This is a genomic window from Glycomyces sp. NPDC048151, from assembly GCF_043202775.1.
In the GTDB taxonomy this organism is placed as follows: domain Bacteria; phylum Actinomycetota; class Actinomycetes; order Mycobacteriales; family Micromonosporaceae; genus Glycomyces.
On record NZ_JBIDBB010000007.1, the window covers coordinates 162,163 to 175,124 of the forward strand.

Genomic DNA, 12,962 nt, shown 5'->3' on the forward strand with positions numbered 1-12,962 from the left:
TTCCGACGAACGCATACGACTGCGTCGCTCCCTGTGACAACCGGCACCTCATTGCTATCGGAAGGGTTACACGGGATAACGGTTCGGTTTCATAGATCGACATCACAGCTTCCATGCGTCAATGTGGTGCTGTAGCGCAGACCGCACTCGGGGGATCTCTCAGCGTCATCCCAGCCGGTCCGCCCACCCGCGAACCGAAGACGACCAGGAGGCAAGGATGCACCGCTCACCCGCGACCCGCTCCGCGTCTTCCGTTGCGCCCCAGGTTCAATCCCCAGTCTCCCTTCCGGGCGAGCGTTCGGCCGCATCTTGCTCCCTCATGGCCGCACGCGCCGCGTTACCCCGCGCGCGCCCGATATAACCCCTTGATCCGCCGGGGCCCACACCGACAGGGCTCCGGCGGATTTTCTGTTTCCCGTGTGCAAGGCTGTGCGAGTGATCGAGTCGAACGAAGCGAATACCCCGCGTAAAGAACCCGGCCGCATCGCCGCGATGTTCGACCGGGTCGCGCCGGGATACGACCGCACCAACACCGTGATGGTCGCCGGGCAGGACAAGCGGTGGCGCAAGGCCGTCCGCGAGGCCCTGAGCCTCCAGCCGGGGGAGCGCTGCCTCGACCTCGGCGCGGGCACGGGCGTCTCCACCGCCGAGCTCGCCAAGTCCGGCGCCGACGTCATCGGCGTCGACTTCTCCCTGGAGATGCTCAAGCACCACCAGGACCGGCAGGTCCCGCTCGTGAACGCGGACGCGCTGCGGCTGCCGTTCGCCGACGACGCGTTCAACGCCGTCACCGGCTCCTTCTTCATCCGCAACGTCGTCGACCTCGACGCGTGCCTCCACGAGATCCGCCGCGTCCTCGCCCCGGGAGGCCGCATGGTCCTGTGCGAGGTCTCCAAGCCGGTGTGGAAGCCCTACCGCAAGGCGCACGGCGTCTTCGTCAAGCACGTCCTGCCGAAGGTCGCCTCCCGCGTCGCCTCCGACCCCGAGGCGTACCGGTACCTCTCGGAGTCGACGATGGCCTGGCCCGACCAGGCCGAGTTCGCCGACCGCATCGTCAAGGCGGGCTTCCGGAAGGTCGCCTGGCGCAACCTCGCCGGCGGCGCCGTCGCCATGCACCGCGGCTTCAAGTAAGCGGCACAGCAAATAAGCGGCACAGCAAGTAGGCAGCACGGCAAGGGAAAGCAGGAGCGCCGTCCGGCCGCCTGGTGGGGGCGGCGCGGACGGCGCGTGCGGGCGGGGACTTATGACGATCACCTGCCCGCGGCTTTCGGGCCCGCCCCGTGGCCGGGCCCAAACGTCTAGTTCAGCTGGAACGACCGCTTCGACAGGCCGAACCAGTACCCGTCGATGACGGTGGTCGCGGCCTGCTCCTGCTCGCTCGCGGCCCCGTAGGTCACGAACAGCGGCACGTAGTGGTCCACCGTCGGGTGCGCGTACGGCATCCCCGGCGCCTGCGAGCGGTAGCGCGCCAGCTCCTCGATGTCGCCGCGCGCCAGCGCCTCCGAAGCCCACACGTCGAACTCCGCCGACCAGCCGGGAACGTTCTCGGGGTGGTGGAAGTCCACGAACGGCAGCCCGTGCGTCATGAACCCCGAGCCGACCACGAGGTACCCCTCCTCGCGCAGCGGCCGCAGCCGCGCGCCGATGGCCATGAGCCGGTCGGGGTCGTGAGTCGGGATCGACATCTGCAGCACTGGCACGTCCGCGTCCGGGTACATGACCTTGAGCGGCACCCACGCGCCGTGGTCGAGCCCGCGGCTCTGGTGCTGGTGCAGCGGTTCGGTGTCGGGCATGGCGGCGGCGACCCGGAGCGCCATCGCGGTCGCGTTCGGGGTCTCGTACTTCATCTTGAAGTAGCGCTCAGGGAAGCCCCCGAAGTCGTAGACGAGCGGGGTGCCCGGCGCGGGGCTGGAGATCATGAGCGGCGCGGCCTCCCAGTGGGCCGAGACGATGAGGATGCCCTTGGGTTTCGGCAGTCCCTGCGCCCAGTCGAAGAGCTGGCCCATCCACGCGGCCTCGTCGAACAGCGGCGGCGCGCCGTGGCTCAGGTACAGCGAGGGCAGCGCGCCGTCCTCGGGCGTCCAGTCGCGCCGGCTCGCGGCGGCGGGCGCGGTGGTCTCCAGGAAGGCGTCGAACGCGGCGCCGGGTCGGCCGGACATCAGTCACTCCAGTTTATTTGAACCTTCAATAAATCTAGCTCGGGTTTCTTGATGTATCAAGTAGTCCAGTTAAGCTTGTTGCATGAGTGATGAAGCGCCCTGGCTCGACGAAGCGGAGATGACGACCTGGCTGGCGCTCATCGGCGTGGTCATGCGGCTCCCCGGAGCCCTCGAAGTGCAGCTGCGGCGCGACGCCGACCTCAACCACTTCGAGTACTGCGTCCTCGTCGGCCTCGAGCACGCCGAATCCGGCGAGATGCGCATGAGCGACCTCGCGTTCCTCTGCAACGGCTCCCTCTCCCGCCTCTCCCACGTCGCCCGCCGCCTCGAGAGCGAGGGCCTCATCGAGCGCTTCGCCTGCCCCGACGACGGCCGCTCGACCCTCGCCCGCCTCACCCCCGCCGGACGCGAACGCCTCGCCCAGGCCGCCCCCGGCCACGTCAGGCGCGTCCGCGACCTCGTCTTCGACGAGCTCGACGACGCCGAGATGCGCCAGCTCGGCGACCTCGCCAAGCGCGTCCTCGCCCGCATCCAGGCCTGACCCGTTCTTCGGGCCTGGCCCGAGTGGTCCTCGGCACATATAGTGAACGGAAGTTTCGTTCCTAACCTCCGAGGACTCGAACCATGCCCCTTGCGCCCCATCTGACTCCGTCGTACCCGAAGGACGCCCATGGCGGGCGCTGACGTCTTCGCCATGGACCCCGACGAGGTCCGCAAATCCGTCGACATCCTCTTCGAGATCGAGGAAGAGGTCACCACCCAGGCTCAGGCCATGGCCACCGCCAACGCCGAAGCCGCCGGGCCCCTCAAGGACGCCGCCACCGCGCTCGGCCCCGCCCTCGAAGCGGCGGGCGAATGGTGGAAGGTCCACCGCGCGGGCGGCTTCTGCGGACTCGTCGGCAACACCGGCGAGTACCTCGCCGTCTGCGCCGAGGAGGCCGTCGAGGTCGACGACTACAACGCCGGGACCTTCGCGTCCGTCGCGGGCGACCTCTACCCCGAGCGCCCCAACGCGAACGCCTCCTCCAGGCCGGACTGGTAGGCCCCCATGAGCGAGATGACCTGGGAGCACCTCCGCGACCTCGACTGCGGCGCCGTCCGCTCCCTCGGCGACTCCTGGAAGACCTACGTCGACCAGCAGCTCGCCCACACCGAGCGGCTCCGCAGCGACGTGATCGAGGGCCACCTCAGCACCGAGCACTACGAGTCCGACACCGCCACGCAGGTGCGCGACCAGATCGGCATGACCGCCGACCGGTACGAGGACGACCTATCCGACTACGCCAGCACCCGCATCGCCACCACCCTCTTCGAGGCCGCCGACTCGTTCGAGAAGGAGCAGAACGAGCTCAAGGAGCTCATCCCGCTCATCGAGCAGCACGACTTCGGCATCGAAGGGCCCCACAGCGAGTACGACGTCAACCTCTCCGGCGACCTCCACCGGGCGATCCTCACCCTGAATCCGCCGCAGTGGCTCTGCGACATGTGCGGCGTCAAGAAGCCCGACGGCTTCTGGGACATCGACACCCTCAAGGTCCTCTTCGACTCCGTCGACCTCTACGGCACCGCCATCGGCCTCGCCGGGCAGTACCAGGACTGGCTCCGGTCGGTCATGTCCCGCGCCCACGACGCCGACGACGAGGCGGCCGCGGCGCTCTCGGAGATGAGCGAGAACCCGACCGAGCTCCCGCCCCACCTCGGCGCCACCTACGACGACCTCGTCGACGACTACAAGGAGAGCGTCTCTGAAGAGGTCGCCAACGAGGCCAAGGCCATCGCCGAAGGCACCTCCGGCATGTCGCCCGAGCAGGTCAACCAGTGGTGGGAGGGACTCAGCGAATCCGAGCGCCAGGCCCTCATCGAGGAGCACCCGGAGTGGGTCGGCCCGGTCGACGGCATCCCCGTCGCATCGAGGGACACCGCGAACCGGACCCTGATCGACGACGAGATCGACAGCCTCGGCACCCGGATCACCGCCAAGGAGCAGGAACTCGCCGGCCTCGACCCCGAGTCCGAGGAGTACGAGAAGGCCAAGGCCGAACTCGACGACCTCAAGCAGGACCGGACCGACCTCTCCAACCTCCAGGAGCACATCACCAACGAGGACGGCACCCCCAAGATCTACGAAGGCACCGACCAGCAGTACTACCTGCTCGGTTTCGGCACCGAAGGCAGCGGCCAGGCCATCGTCTCCATCGGCAACCCCGACACCGCCGACAACGTCAACGCCTACGTGCCAGGCACGACCAGCAACCTCGCCGGAGCGAGCGGCGGCGACATGGACCGCACCGAGACGATGGCCCGCGACGCCGAGGCCGCCAGCGGCGACGAGACCGCGACGGTCCTGTGGCTCGGCTACGACGCCCCCGACTCGATCGTTCCCGAAGCGATGCAGGACAAGTGGGCGCAGGACGGCGCCGCGGACCTGGAGGACTTCACCAAGGGCATCCGCGCGACCGCCGAAGGCGAGCCGTCGAACCTGACGCTCACCGGGCACTCCTACGGCACCACCATGGTCGGCACCGCCGCCGCGCAGGAAGGCGTCGAGGCTGACAATCTCGTGCTCATCGCCTCCCCGGGCGTCAGCGTCGACACCGCCTCCGCACTCGGCGTCGACGAGAACAACGTGTGGGCTTCCACGAACGACGAGGACGTCATCCAGTACGGCCCCGTCCACGGCGAAGCGCCCGTCAACGAGGAGTTCGGCGCGAACACCTTCACCAGCGACTCCCCGCGGGAGCCGAGCGAGTGGTGGAAGTTCTGGGAGGGCGCGACCGAGAACCACAGCTCATACTGGGATGACGGCAGCGACAGAGGCGAGCCGAACAACGAGATCAGCCGCACGAACCAGGCCAACATCGTCACCGGCAACGAGGAGCTGGTCCGATGAGCCCGACACTGGAAGAGGCCATGAGCGAGCAACCGCCGACCCCCGCCTACACCCAGGCCGAGGCCTACGCGCCCATGGAGGCCGCGGTCGCCGACATTGTCGCCGTCCTCCCGGACTTCCCCGGGTTCGAGCGCCGAGTCTGGGGCAAGACGCCCTGCAGCCACGACGGCGTCCAGGACCCCGACTACACGAACGTCGAGATCGAGTACCGGTTCACCAAGGAGCAGTCGCAGACGCCGCTGGTGCGCGAGCGCTATGTCGACATCCTGCGCGAGCATTGGACCGCGCTCGGCTACCGCATCATCGCCGACCGCACCCTCGAAGCGCGCGACCGGATCGACCGCGAGCTCATCGCCTTCCGCCCCGACGACCGCGTGAAGCTCTGGTACTCGGCCGCGTTCTACACGGTCGTGCGGATCCGGTCGGGCTGCGTCCCGGTCAGCGACCTCGGCGAGATCGAGTACGTCCCGCCCTCGGGCGGCATCGTGCCCGGCGGCCGGAACGACCGGGTGCAGCGCTACTTCCCGGACGGCATCCCCTCCGGCGACGCCGTCAACCCGTTCGACTCTCCCGACTCCTACGAGGACTCGCTGTGACAGCCGCGCGTGCCTGGACAGCCGCAACGGCGATCGCGTTGCTGGCCTTTGCTTCCAGCTGCTCGATCGCGGAAGGCCTCGGTGGCGGGGAGGAACCGCCGGAGTCTATCTACACGCAGGCCGAAGCCTACGAGGCGATGGAAGCTGCGGCGGCGGAGACCGCCGGGACCCTTCCTGACTTCCCGGGTTTCGAAGGCCGGCTCTGGCTCGACCACCCGTGCAGCCACGACGGCGTCGAAGATCCCGACTACGTGAGTGTCGAGCTCGAGTACGCGTTCTCGGAAGCCGATGCGCAGACACCACTGGTCCGCGAGCAGTACGCGGATGCGCTTCTCGAACAATGGGAGGCGGCCGGGTACGAGATCTTGCTCGACGATGAGAGGGTCAGCTCTGAACGCACCGACCGCTCGATCATCGCTTACGACGAAAAACGCGAACTCGAGTACCTCTACCGCGTCGCATACACGGTCACGCTGGTTGTCACATCGGGATGTATGCCCGTCAGCGAACCCGCCGACTTCACTTATGTCCCTCCTCTCGGTGGCGTCGAGCCCGGCGGCGAGCACGACAACGTGGGCGACTTCTTCCCCGACGGCATCCCCGCGTAGCGACACGGCGATGCCGTTGGCGCACGGTCCTGGCTTGGGGGCGGGACCGCGCCCGGCTGGTCTCCCGTGCAGGCCTCATAAGGCCTCGCTCAGGCCTTGCAGGCCTCGCGGTCACACCAGTCGTCTTCGTGTGCCTCGTTCTGGACACCGCCTCCGGTCGAGGTGATCCCGACCGTCGATCTCCCACCCGGCACGCCCCGTGGAGGGCCGTGGTCTGCTGTGGAACCCGATAGCACGCGGGGACTGAGATCCCATGCCTCGTAAGGCATCGGTCTCGGAGAACCGTCCGGTTTGGGTTTCGGCCAGAGGCTTGGCGTAGTCTGCTTGCACCTACTCGCCACCTGTACGTTTTCCGTATCCCTGTGCGTATCTCAATGATCCCTCGCGCAGCCCCGGGTCGTCATCACCCACAAGACGAGAAGAGTTTCATGTTCTGCCTCCGTGAGCCGAAGCCCCGCCTTGACCGCCGCAAGACCTTGGCGCACACGGCGAAGCGCCCGCCCAGGGGACCCGGGCGGGCGCTCAGTTCTTGCTCTTGGTGCTGCTGTTAGGCGGCGAGGGCGGCGCGGCCGGCCTTGAGGGCCGCGGCGGTCTCGACGACGCGCTCGGCCTGGGCGCCGGCGGCGGCGAGGGTCGTCTCGTCGATGTCGGAGCCGTTCCAGTGGGAGACACCGTAAGGCGAGGCGTTCGCGAACAGGATCTCGTTCGAGTAGCCGGGGGCCACGACGATGCCGCCGAAGTGGTGGAACGAGTTGTAGAGCGCGAGCAGCGTGGACTCGTTGCCGCCGTGCTTGCCGGAGGCCGAGGCGAAGCCGGAGTAGACCTTGCCCGCGAGCTTGCCCTGGAACCAGAGGCCGCCGAGGGTGTCGAGGAACTGCTTGGCCTGCGAGGCGATGTTGCCGAAGCGGGTGGGGGAGCCGACGAGCACGGCGTCCGCCCAGTCGACGTCGTCGGCGGTGGCGACGGGGATCTCGGCGATCGCGTCGTGGTTGGCGGCCCAGGCCGGGTTCGAGTCGATGGCCTCGCGCGGGGCGAGCTCGGCGATGCGGCGCAGGCGCACCTCGGCGCCCTGCTTCTCCGCGGCGGCGGCGATCTGGCGGGCCAGGGCGGTGACGTTGCCGGTGGCCGAGTAGAAGATGACGGAGACCTTGACGGGCTCGACAGCAGACATGTTCCTACCTCTTCGATAGCGAGAGCGGACTGAATAGTTCAGATTTGAATTACCCATCGACCATACGGTGTCCCGGGAGAAGTTTCAAATTTGAACGATGTGTCGCTGGCCACGTTGCCTCGATCGCCCGGTTCCTCTACGGGGAGCGGCGATTTCATCCACGGCACTTGTTACGAGAGTGTTTCAAGGGGATACGTGTTGCAAGGGTATTCGACTGTCGGCTTTATCACTCTCCATTCTTGCGTCACCTCAGGCGCTCCCCTCGCTCCCGCAACTCTGGTTCAGGTACGCCTGTATGCCTCGTGACCTCGAATAATGACAACTTAGGCGGACCTAAGTGACAGGGCGTAGATAGCGGAGTTCTAGACTTGCGGCAAACGCTTGTGAAGATCTTCACAAGCCGGATGGTCGTTACAAGGATCACCGCCCCGTACGCCTGAGAGGACGCCCGTGACCACTCACGCAGCCCCGGAGGCCGACGTCGTCGTCGTCGGCGCGGGACCCGGTGGTTCGGCCGCGGCCTACCACCTGGCCTCCCGGGGACTCGATGTTCTCCTGCTGGAGAAGACGCATTTCCCCCGCGAGAAGGTCTGCGGCGACGGCCTCACCCCCCGCGCCGTCGCGCAGCTGCTCAAGATGGGCGTCGACACGTCCGAGTCCGCCGGTTGGATCCGCAACCGGGGCCTCCGCGTCGTCGCCGACGACATCGCCATCGAACTGGACTGGCCCGCGCTCCAGGACTTCCCGGACTACGGCCTCACCCGCACCCGCCTCGACTTCGACCAGATCCTCGCCGACCGCGCCGTCGCCGCCGGAGCCTCGCTCCAGTGCGGCGTCAAGGTCACCGCACCGGTCTTCGACCTCGCCGGGCGCGTCTGCGGCGTCACCGCGGTCAAGGACGGCGAGCAGGTCACCTACCGTGCGCCGCTGGTCATCGCCGCGGACGGGGTCTCGGGTCGTCTCGCGCTCGCCCTGGGGCTCAAGCGGGATGAATCGCGACCCATGGGCGTGGCCGTCCGGCAGTACTACAAGTCGGCCGCCAAGCATGACGACGACTACCTGGAGTCCTGGCTGGCCCTGCGTACCGCCGCCGAGCCGGACGTCCTCCAGCCCGGCTACGGCTGGATCTTCGGGCTCGGCGACGGCCGCGTCAACGTCGGGCTCGGGGTGCTCAACTCCTCCGAGGGCTACGGCAAGACCGACTACCGTGCGCTGCTTCGCGACTGGCTCGCGAACACCCCCGAGGAGTGGGGCCTCGCCGACGAGGCGAACGCCGACGGCCCCGTGCGCGGCGCCGCGCTTCCCATGGGCTTCAACCGGACCCCGCACTACAGCCGCGGGCTCATGCTCGTCGGCGACTCCGGCGGCATGGTCAACCCGTTCAACGGCGAGGGCATCGCGTACGCGATCGAGGCCGGAGAGGTCGCCGGAGCCGTTGTCGCCGAGGCGTTCCGGGCCCCCAGCGTGCCGCGCCGCGAAGCGGTCCTGCGCACCTACGCCGACCGGATGGACGACCTCTGGGGCTCCTACTACCGCATGGGCGGGATCTTCTCGCACCTCATCGGCAAGCCCACCGTCATGAAGCTGTGCACCGAGCACGGCCTGAAGCGTCCCGCGCTCATGCGCGTCGTGTTGAAACTGCTGGCGAACCTCACCGACCGACCCGGGCGCGACGCCGCCGACCGGATCGTCAACGGGATGCGGATCGTCACTCCAGGACTTGGAAGGAGGGTCTAATGGGGATGGAAGTCTACGTGCCGGTCGTCATCATGTTCGCGATCGGCGCCGGGTTCGGCATCGTCTCGGTGGTCGCCTCGCGCATCACCGGCCCGCACCGGAAGAACCGCGCCAAGTACGACCCTTACGAATGCGGCATCGAACCGGCCCCCACGACCTCGGGGCCCACGAAGTTCCCGGTGAAGTTCTACCTCACCGCGATGCTGTTCATCGTCTTCGACATCGAGATCATCTTCCTCGTGCCGTGGGCGGTCCACCACGACGTCCTCGGGATCTTCGGGTTCTGGGCCGTCTTCATGTTCATCGCCGCGCTGTTCGTCGCCTACGCCTACGAGTGGCGTCGCGGCGGACTGGACTGGGACTGAGGTTCCGAAAATGGGTGTAGAAGAGAAACTCCCGCAGGGCATCATCCTCACCTCCGTCGAGGCCCTGGTGAACTGGACCCGCAGGGCCTCGATGTGGCCCGCCACGTTCGGGCTCGCCTGCTGCGCCATCGAGATGATGGCCACGGGCGCCGCCCGCTACGACACCGGCCGCTTCGGCATGGAGGTCTTCCGCGCCTCCCCGCGCCAGGCGGACCTGATGATCGTGGCCGGACGCGTGAGCCAGAAGATGGCCCCCGTCCTGCGCCAGATCTACGACCAGATGCCCGAGCCGAAGTGGGTCCTCTCGATGGGCGTGTGCGCCACCTCCGGCGGCATGTTCAACAACTACGCGATCGTGCAGGGCGTCGACCACGTCGTGCCCGTCGACATGTACCTCCCCGGCTGCCCCCCGCGCCCGGAGATGCTGCTCGACGCGATCCTCAAGCTCCACGAGAAGGTCCAGGCCGAGCCGCTCGGCGAGAAGCGCCGCCAGGCCCTCGCCGACCTCCCCGAGCCCGTGGTCAAGCCCGGCGCGATGCCCTCCTCCTACCGCTTCAACAAGCAGCGCAAGAAGGAGTGGACCGAGGCCGTGGAGGCCGGGACGGAAGAGCAGCTGCGCATCCGGAAGGCGGTGGCCAAGCGATGAGCTCCGATCCGACCGGGACCGGCGCCTCCGGGCCCGACGACGTGCAGCCTGTCGGCATGCAGCGCAAGGGACTCTTCGGCGTCTCCGACACCGGCGACACCTCCGGCTTCGGCGGCCTCGTGCAGGCCCAGCCGACCGCGGGGGACCTCGTCTCCACGTCCGAGCCGCTCGGCGAGTACTTCGACGAGGTCGTCGCCGCGCTTCGCGAGGCGCACGGCGACGAGATCACCCGTGCGGTGATCGTGGACCGAGGGGAGCTGACGATCCACGTCGCGCCCGACCGCGTCGCCGACGTCTGCAAGACCATGCGCGACGACGAGGGCCTGCGCTTCGAGCTCTGCAACTCGGTGTCCGGTGTGGACTACCCGGACCAGCGCAACCGGCTCCACGTCGTCTACCACCTGACGTCGATGACCTACCGGCGCCGCGTGCGGCTCGAAACCGCTGTGGGCCTTGAGAACCCCACCGTGGCCTCGGTGACCGCCGTCTACCCGACCGCCGACTGGCAGGAGCGGGAGGCCTACGACATGTTCGGCGTCGTCTTCGAGGGCCACCCGCACCTCACCCGCATCCTCATGCCCGACGACTGGGAGGGCTTCCCGCAGCGGAAGGACTACCCGCTCGGGGGCATCGCCGTCGAATACAAGGGCGCGCACATCCCGCCGCCGGACGAACGGAGGGCCTACAAGTGACCGCCACCGACAACGCTCAAGACGCTTACGCCGCAGAACGGGACACCACCGAAGGCCGCGTCTACACCGTCACCGGCGGCGACTGGGACGAGCTCGTCGCCTCGGTCGACCCGGTCAGCGAAGAGCGCCTCATCGTCAACCTCGGCCCGCAGCACCCGTCCACGCACGGCGTGCTCCGCCTGGTCTGCGAGCTCGAAGGCGAGACCGTCCGCTCCGTGCGGCCCATCGTCGGCTACCTCCACACCGGCATCGAGAAGAACCTCGAGTACCGCAACTGGACCCAGGGCACGACCTTCGTGACCCGCGCCGACTACCTCGCGCCGATCTTCAACGAGACCGCCTACTGCCTCGCGGTGGAGAAGCTGCTCGGGATCACCGTCCCCAGACGGGCCGACGTGATCCGCGTGATCATGATGGAGCTCAACCGCATCAGCTCCCACCTCGTGGCCCTCGCGACTACGGGCATGGAGCTCGGCGCGCTCTCGATGATGATCTACGGCTTCCGCGACCGCGAGAAGATCCTCGACATCTTCGAGGCCGTGTGCGGCCTGCGCATGAACATGGCGTACGTCCGCCCCGGCGGCGTCGCCCAGGACCTCCCGCGCGACGGCGTCAAGATGATCCGGGAGTTCGTCGACTACATGCCGCAGGGCCTGGACGACTACGAGGGCCTGCTCACCGGCAACGCCATCTGGCAGGAGCGCACCCAGGGCGTCGGCTACCTCGACGTCTCCGGCTGCCTCGCCCTCGGCGTCACCGGTCCCGTGCTCCGCTCCGCCGGCCTCGCCTGGGACCTGCGCAAGACCATGCCGTACTGCGGCTACGAGGAGTACGACTTCGAAGTCCCGACCCACAACGGCGCCGACGCGTGGGCCCGGTACGTGGTCCGGCTCGAGGAGATCCGCCAGAGCCTGCGCATCATCAGCCAGGGCCTCGACAAGCTCGAGCCCGGCCCGGTCATGGTCGAGGACAAGAAGATCGCCTGGCCCGCCCAGCTCGCCCTCGGCGCCGACGGCATGGGCAACAGCCTCAACCACATCCGGCACATCATGAGCCAGTCGATGGAGGCGCTGATCCACCACTTCAAGCTCGTCACCGAGGGCTTCCGGGTCCCGGCCGGGCAGGTGTACACCGCCATCGAGGCCCCACGCGGGGAACTCGGCATCCACGCCGTCTCCGACGGCGGCACGAGGCCGTTCCGCGTCCACATGCGAGAGCCCTCCTTCATCAACCTGCAGTCGATCCCCGCGCTCGCCGAAGGCGGCCTGCTCGCGGACGTCATCGCGGGCGGGGCCTCGCTCGACCCGGTCATGGGAGGTTGCGACAGGTGAACTACCCGGAGAAGATCCGCGAGCAGGCCGAGGCCATCCTCGTCCGCTACCCCGAGGGCCGCGAGCGCTCGGCGCTCCTGCCGCTGCTGCACCTGGTGCAGTCGCACGACGGCTACGTCTCGGACGACGGCATCGCGTTCTGCGCCGAGATCCTGGACATTACCAAGGCCCAGGTGCAGGCGGTCTCGACCTTCTACACCATGTACAAGCGCGAACCGGCCGGCGACTGGCTCGTCTCGGTGTGCACCAACACCCTCTGCCAGGCCAAGGGCGGGCAGAAGGTCTTCGACGCGCTCAGCGACGAACTCGACGTCGGCCACGACGAGACCACTGTGGACGGCAAGATCACGCTGGAGCACGCCGAGTGCCTCGCCGCGTGCGACTACGCGCCCGTCGTCACCGTCAACTACGAGTTCTACGACGACATGGACGAGGCCAAGTCCCTCGACCTCGTGCGCGAGCTCAAGGAGGGCCGCCGCCCGATCCCCAGCCGCGGCGCGCCGCTGTGCACCCTCCGCGAGATCTCGGTCCAGCTGGCCGGGTTCGACGAGGAGCGCACCGCCGGGCTCGAAGGCAACGCCCAGGGCGACGCCACGCTCGCCGGGGCCCGCCTCGCGGCCGAGGCCGGGATCACGGCCCCCGCCTTCGACGCCACAGCCCCGTTGCTGGCCAAGGAACCTGAGGAAGCGAAGTGAGCGTAACCGTGCCCGGTCCCAGGCGGCCCCGCGAGGACGCCCTCAACAAGCTCAAGCCCGTCGTCACCAAGC

14 protein-coding genes are annotated in these 12,962 nt (G+C 68.2%); 12 read left to right on the forward strand and 2 right to left on the reverse strand.

Annotated features, from left to right (window positions below; all coding sequences use genetic code 11):
• Nucleotides 1–492: 492 nt before the first annotated feature.
• Nucleotides 493–1,131, forward strand: coding sequence for a class I SAM-dependent methyltransferase (locus ACGGCP_RS18190; protein WP_392968033.1), 639 nt, complete (start codon nucleotides 493–495; stop codon nucleotides 1,129–1,131).
• A 167-nt stretch (nucleotides 1,132–1,298) separates the two neighbouring features.
• Here ACGGCP_RS18190 and ACGGCP_RS18195 read toward each other — a convergent pair whose 3' ends face one another.
• Complete coding sequence (locus tag ACGGCP_RS18195; RefSeq protein WP_392967558.1) at nucleotides 1,299–2,159, reverse strand: dioxygenase; 861 nt, start codon at nucleotides 2,157–2,159, stop codon at nucleotides 1,299–1,301.
• Between the two features lie 82 nt (nucleotides 2,160–2,241).
• On the opposite strand from ACGGCP_RS18195, the gene ACGGCP_RS18200 reads away from it, so the two are divergent.
• The 5 genes from ACGGCP_RS18200 to ACGGCP_RS18220 all read left to right on the forward strand — a co-directional run bounded on the left by ACGGCP_RS18200 (nucleotide 2,242) and on the right by ACGGCP_RS18220 (nucleotide 6,253).
• The gene (locus ACGGCP_RS18200) at nucleotides 2,242–2,700 is read left to right on the forward strand and encodes a MarR family winged helix-turn-helix transcriptional regulator (RefSeq protein WP_392967560.1); all 459 of its coding nucleotides are present in this window, start codon (nucleotides 2,242–2,244) and stop codon (nucleotides 2,698–2,700) included.
• Between the two features lie 129 nt (nucleotides 2,701–2,829).
• Nucleotides 2,830–3,201, forward strand: coding sequence for a hypothetical protein (locus tag ACGGCP_RS18205; RefSeq protein WP_392967562.1), 372 nt, complete (start codon nucleotides 2,830–2,832; stop codon nucleotides 3,199–3,201).
• A 6-nt stretch (nucleotides 3,202–3,207) separates the two neighbouring features.
• Nucleotides 3,208–5,049 (forward strand): alpha/beta hydrolase, encoded by a 1,842-nt coding sequence (locus tag ACGGCP_RS18210; protein WP_392967564.1) that lies wholly within the window; start codon nucleotides 3,208–3,210, stop codon nucleotides 5,047–5,049.
• The gene (locus ACGGCP_RS18215; RefSeq protein WP_392967565.1) at nucleotides 5,046–5,645 is read left to right on the forward strand and encodes a hypothetical protein; all 600 of its coding nucleotides are present in this window, start codon (nucleotides 5,046–5,048) and stop codon (nucleotides 5,643–5,645) included. Before ACGGCP_RS18210 ends, ACGGCP_RS18215 begins: the two co-directional genes overlap by 4 nt.
• Nucleotides 5,642–6,253: a hypothetical protein gene (locus ACGGCP_RS18220; protein WP_392967567.1), complete on the forward strand. Its 612-nt coding sequence runs from the start codon at nucleotides 5,642–5,644 to the stop codon at nucleotides 6,251–6,253. The genes ACGGCP_RS18215 and ACGGCP_RS18220 overlap by 4 nt, the downstream gene beginning before the upstream one ends.
• Nucleotides 6,254–6,800: 547 nt before the next feature.
• On the opposite strand, the gene wrbA is transcribed toward ACGGCP_RS18220, so the two are convergent.
• A complete protein-coding gene (gene wrbA, locus ACGGCP_RS18225; protein WP_392967569.1) occupies nucleotides 6,801–7,424 on the reverse strand; it encodes an NAD(P)H:quinone oxidoreductase in 624 nt (207 codons plus the stop codon).
• Nucleotides 7,425–7,874: 450 nt separating this feature from the next.
• Between wrbA and ACGGCP_RS18230 the strand changes: the two genes are divergently transcribed.
• From ACGGCP_RS18230 to nuoE, 6 genes are read left to right on the forward strand one after another with little or no spacing between them, the layout of a single operon-like run.
• A complete protein-coding gene (locus ACGGCP_RS18230) occupies nucleotides 7,875–9,161 on the forward strand; it encodes a geranylgeranyl reductase family protein (protein ID WP_392967571.1) in 1,287 nt (428 codons plus the stop codon).
• A gap of 5 nt (nucleotides 9,162–9,166) precedes the next feature.
• A complete protein-coding gene (locus ACGGCP_RS18235) occupies nucleotides 9,167–9,526 on the forward strand; it encodes an NADH-quinone oxidoreductase subunit A (RefSeq protein ID WP_270117280.1) in 360 nt (119 codons plus the stop codon).
• A gap of 10 nt (nucleotides 9,527–9,536) precedes the next feature.
• On the forward strand, nucleotides 9,537–10,172 hold the full coding sequence (locus ACGGCP_RS18240; RefSeq protein WP_392967573.1) for a NuoB/complex I 20 kDa subunit family protein: 636 nt from the start codon (nucleotides 9,537–9,539) through the stop codon (nucleotides 10,170–10,172).
• Nucleotides 10,169–10,864, forward strand: a complete 696-nt coding sequence (locus tag ACGGCP_RS18245) for an NADH-quinone oxidoreductase subunit C (RefSeq protein ID WP_392967575.1) — start codon at nucleotides 10,169–10,171, stop codon at nucleotides 10,862–10,864. Before ACGGCP_RS18240 ends, ACGGCP_RS18245 begins: the two co-directional genes overlap by 4 nt.
• On the forward strand, nucleotides 10,861–12,195 hold the full coding sequence (locus tag ACGGCP_RS18250; RefSeq protein WP_392967577.1) for an NADH-quinone oxidoreductase subunit D: 1,335 nt from the start codon (nucleotides 10,861–10,863) through the stop codon (nucleotides 12,193–12,195). The genes ACGGCP_RS18245 and ACGGCP_RS18250 overlap by 4 nt, the downstream gene beginning before the upstream one ends.
• A complete protein-coding gene (gene nuoE / locus ACGGCP_RS18255; protein WP_392967579.1) occupies nucleotides 12,192–12,890 on the forward strand; it encodes an NADH-quinone oxidoreductase subunit NuoE in 699 nt (232 codons plus the stop codon). The genes ACGGCP_RS18250 and nuoE overlap by 4 nt, the downstream gene beginning before the upstream one ends.
• Nucleotides 12,891–12,962 lie beyond the last annotated feature (72 nt).

Excerpts from the sequence above, each read along its gene's own strand:
- ACGGCP_RS18190 (WP_392968033.1), top strand. The coding sequence starts at position 493 with ATGTTCGACCGGGTCGCGCCGGGATACGACCGCACCAACACCGTGATG.
- ACGGCP_RS18195 (WP_392967558.1), bottom strand. The coding sequence starts at position 2,159 with ATGTCCGGCCGACCCGGCGCCGCGTTCGACGCCTTCCTGGAGACCACC.
- ACGGCP_RS18200 (WP_392967560.1), top strand. The coding sequence starts at position 2,242 with ATGAGTGATGAAGCGCCCTGGCTCGACGAAGCGGAGATGACGACCTGG.
- ACGGCP_RS18205 (WP_392967562.1), top strand. The coding sequence starts at position 2,830 with ATGGCGGGCGCTGACGTCTTCGCCATGGACCCCGACGAGGTCCGCAAA.
- ACGGCP_RS18210 (WP_392967564.1), top strand. The coding sequence starts at position 3,208 with ATGAGCGAGATGACCTGGGAGCACCTCCGCGACCTCGACTGCGGCGCC.
- ACGGCP_RS18215 (WP_392967565.1), top strand. The coding sequence starts at position 5,046 with ATGAGCCCGACACTGGAAGAGGCCATGAGCGAGCAACCGCCGACCCCC.
- wrbA (WP_392967569.1), bottom strand. The coding sequence starts at position 7,424 with ATGTCTGCTGTCGAGCCCGTCAAGGTCTCCGTCATCTTCTACTCGGCC.
- ACGGCP_RS18235 (WP_270117280.1), top strand. The coding sequence starts at position 9,167 with ATGGAAGTCTACGTGCCGGTCGTCATCATGTTCGCGATCGGCGCCGGG.
- ACGGCP_RS18240 (WP_392967573.1), top strand. The coding sequence starts at position 9,537 with ATGGGTGTAGAAGAGAAACTCCCGCAGGGCATCATCCTCACCTCCGTC.
- ACGGCP_RS18245 (WP_392967575.1), top strand. The coding sequence starts at position 10,169 with ATGAGCTCCGATCCGACCGGGACCGGCGCCTCCGGGCCCGACGACGTG.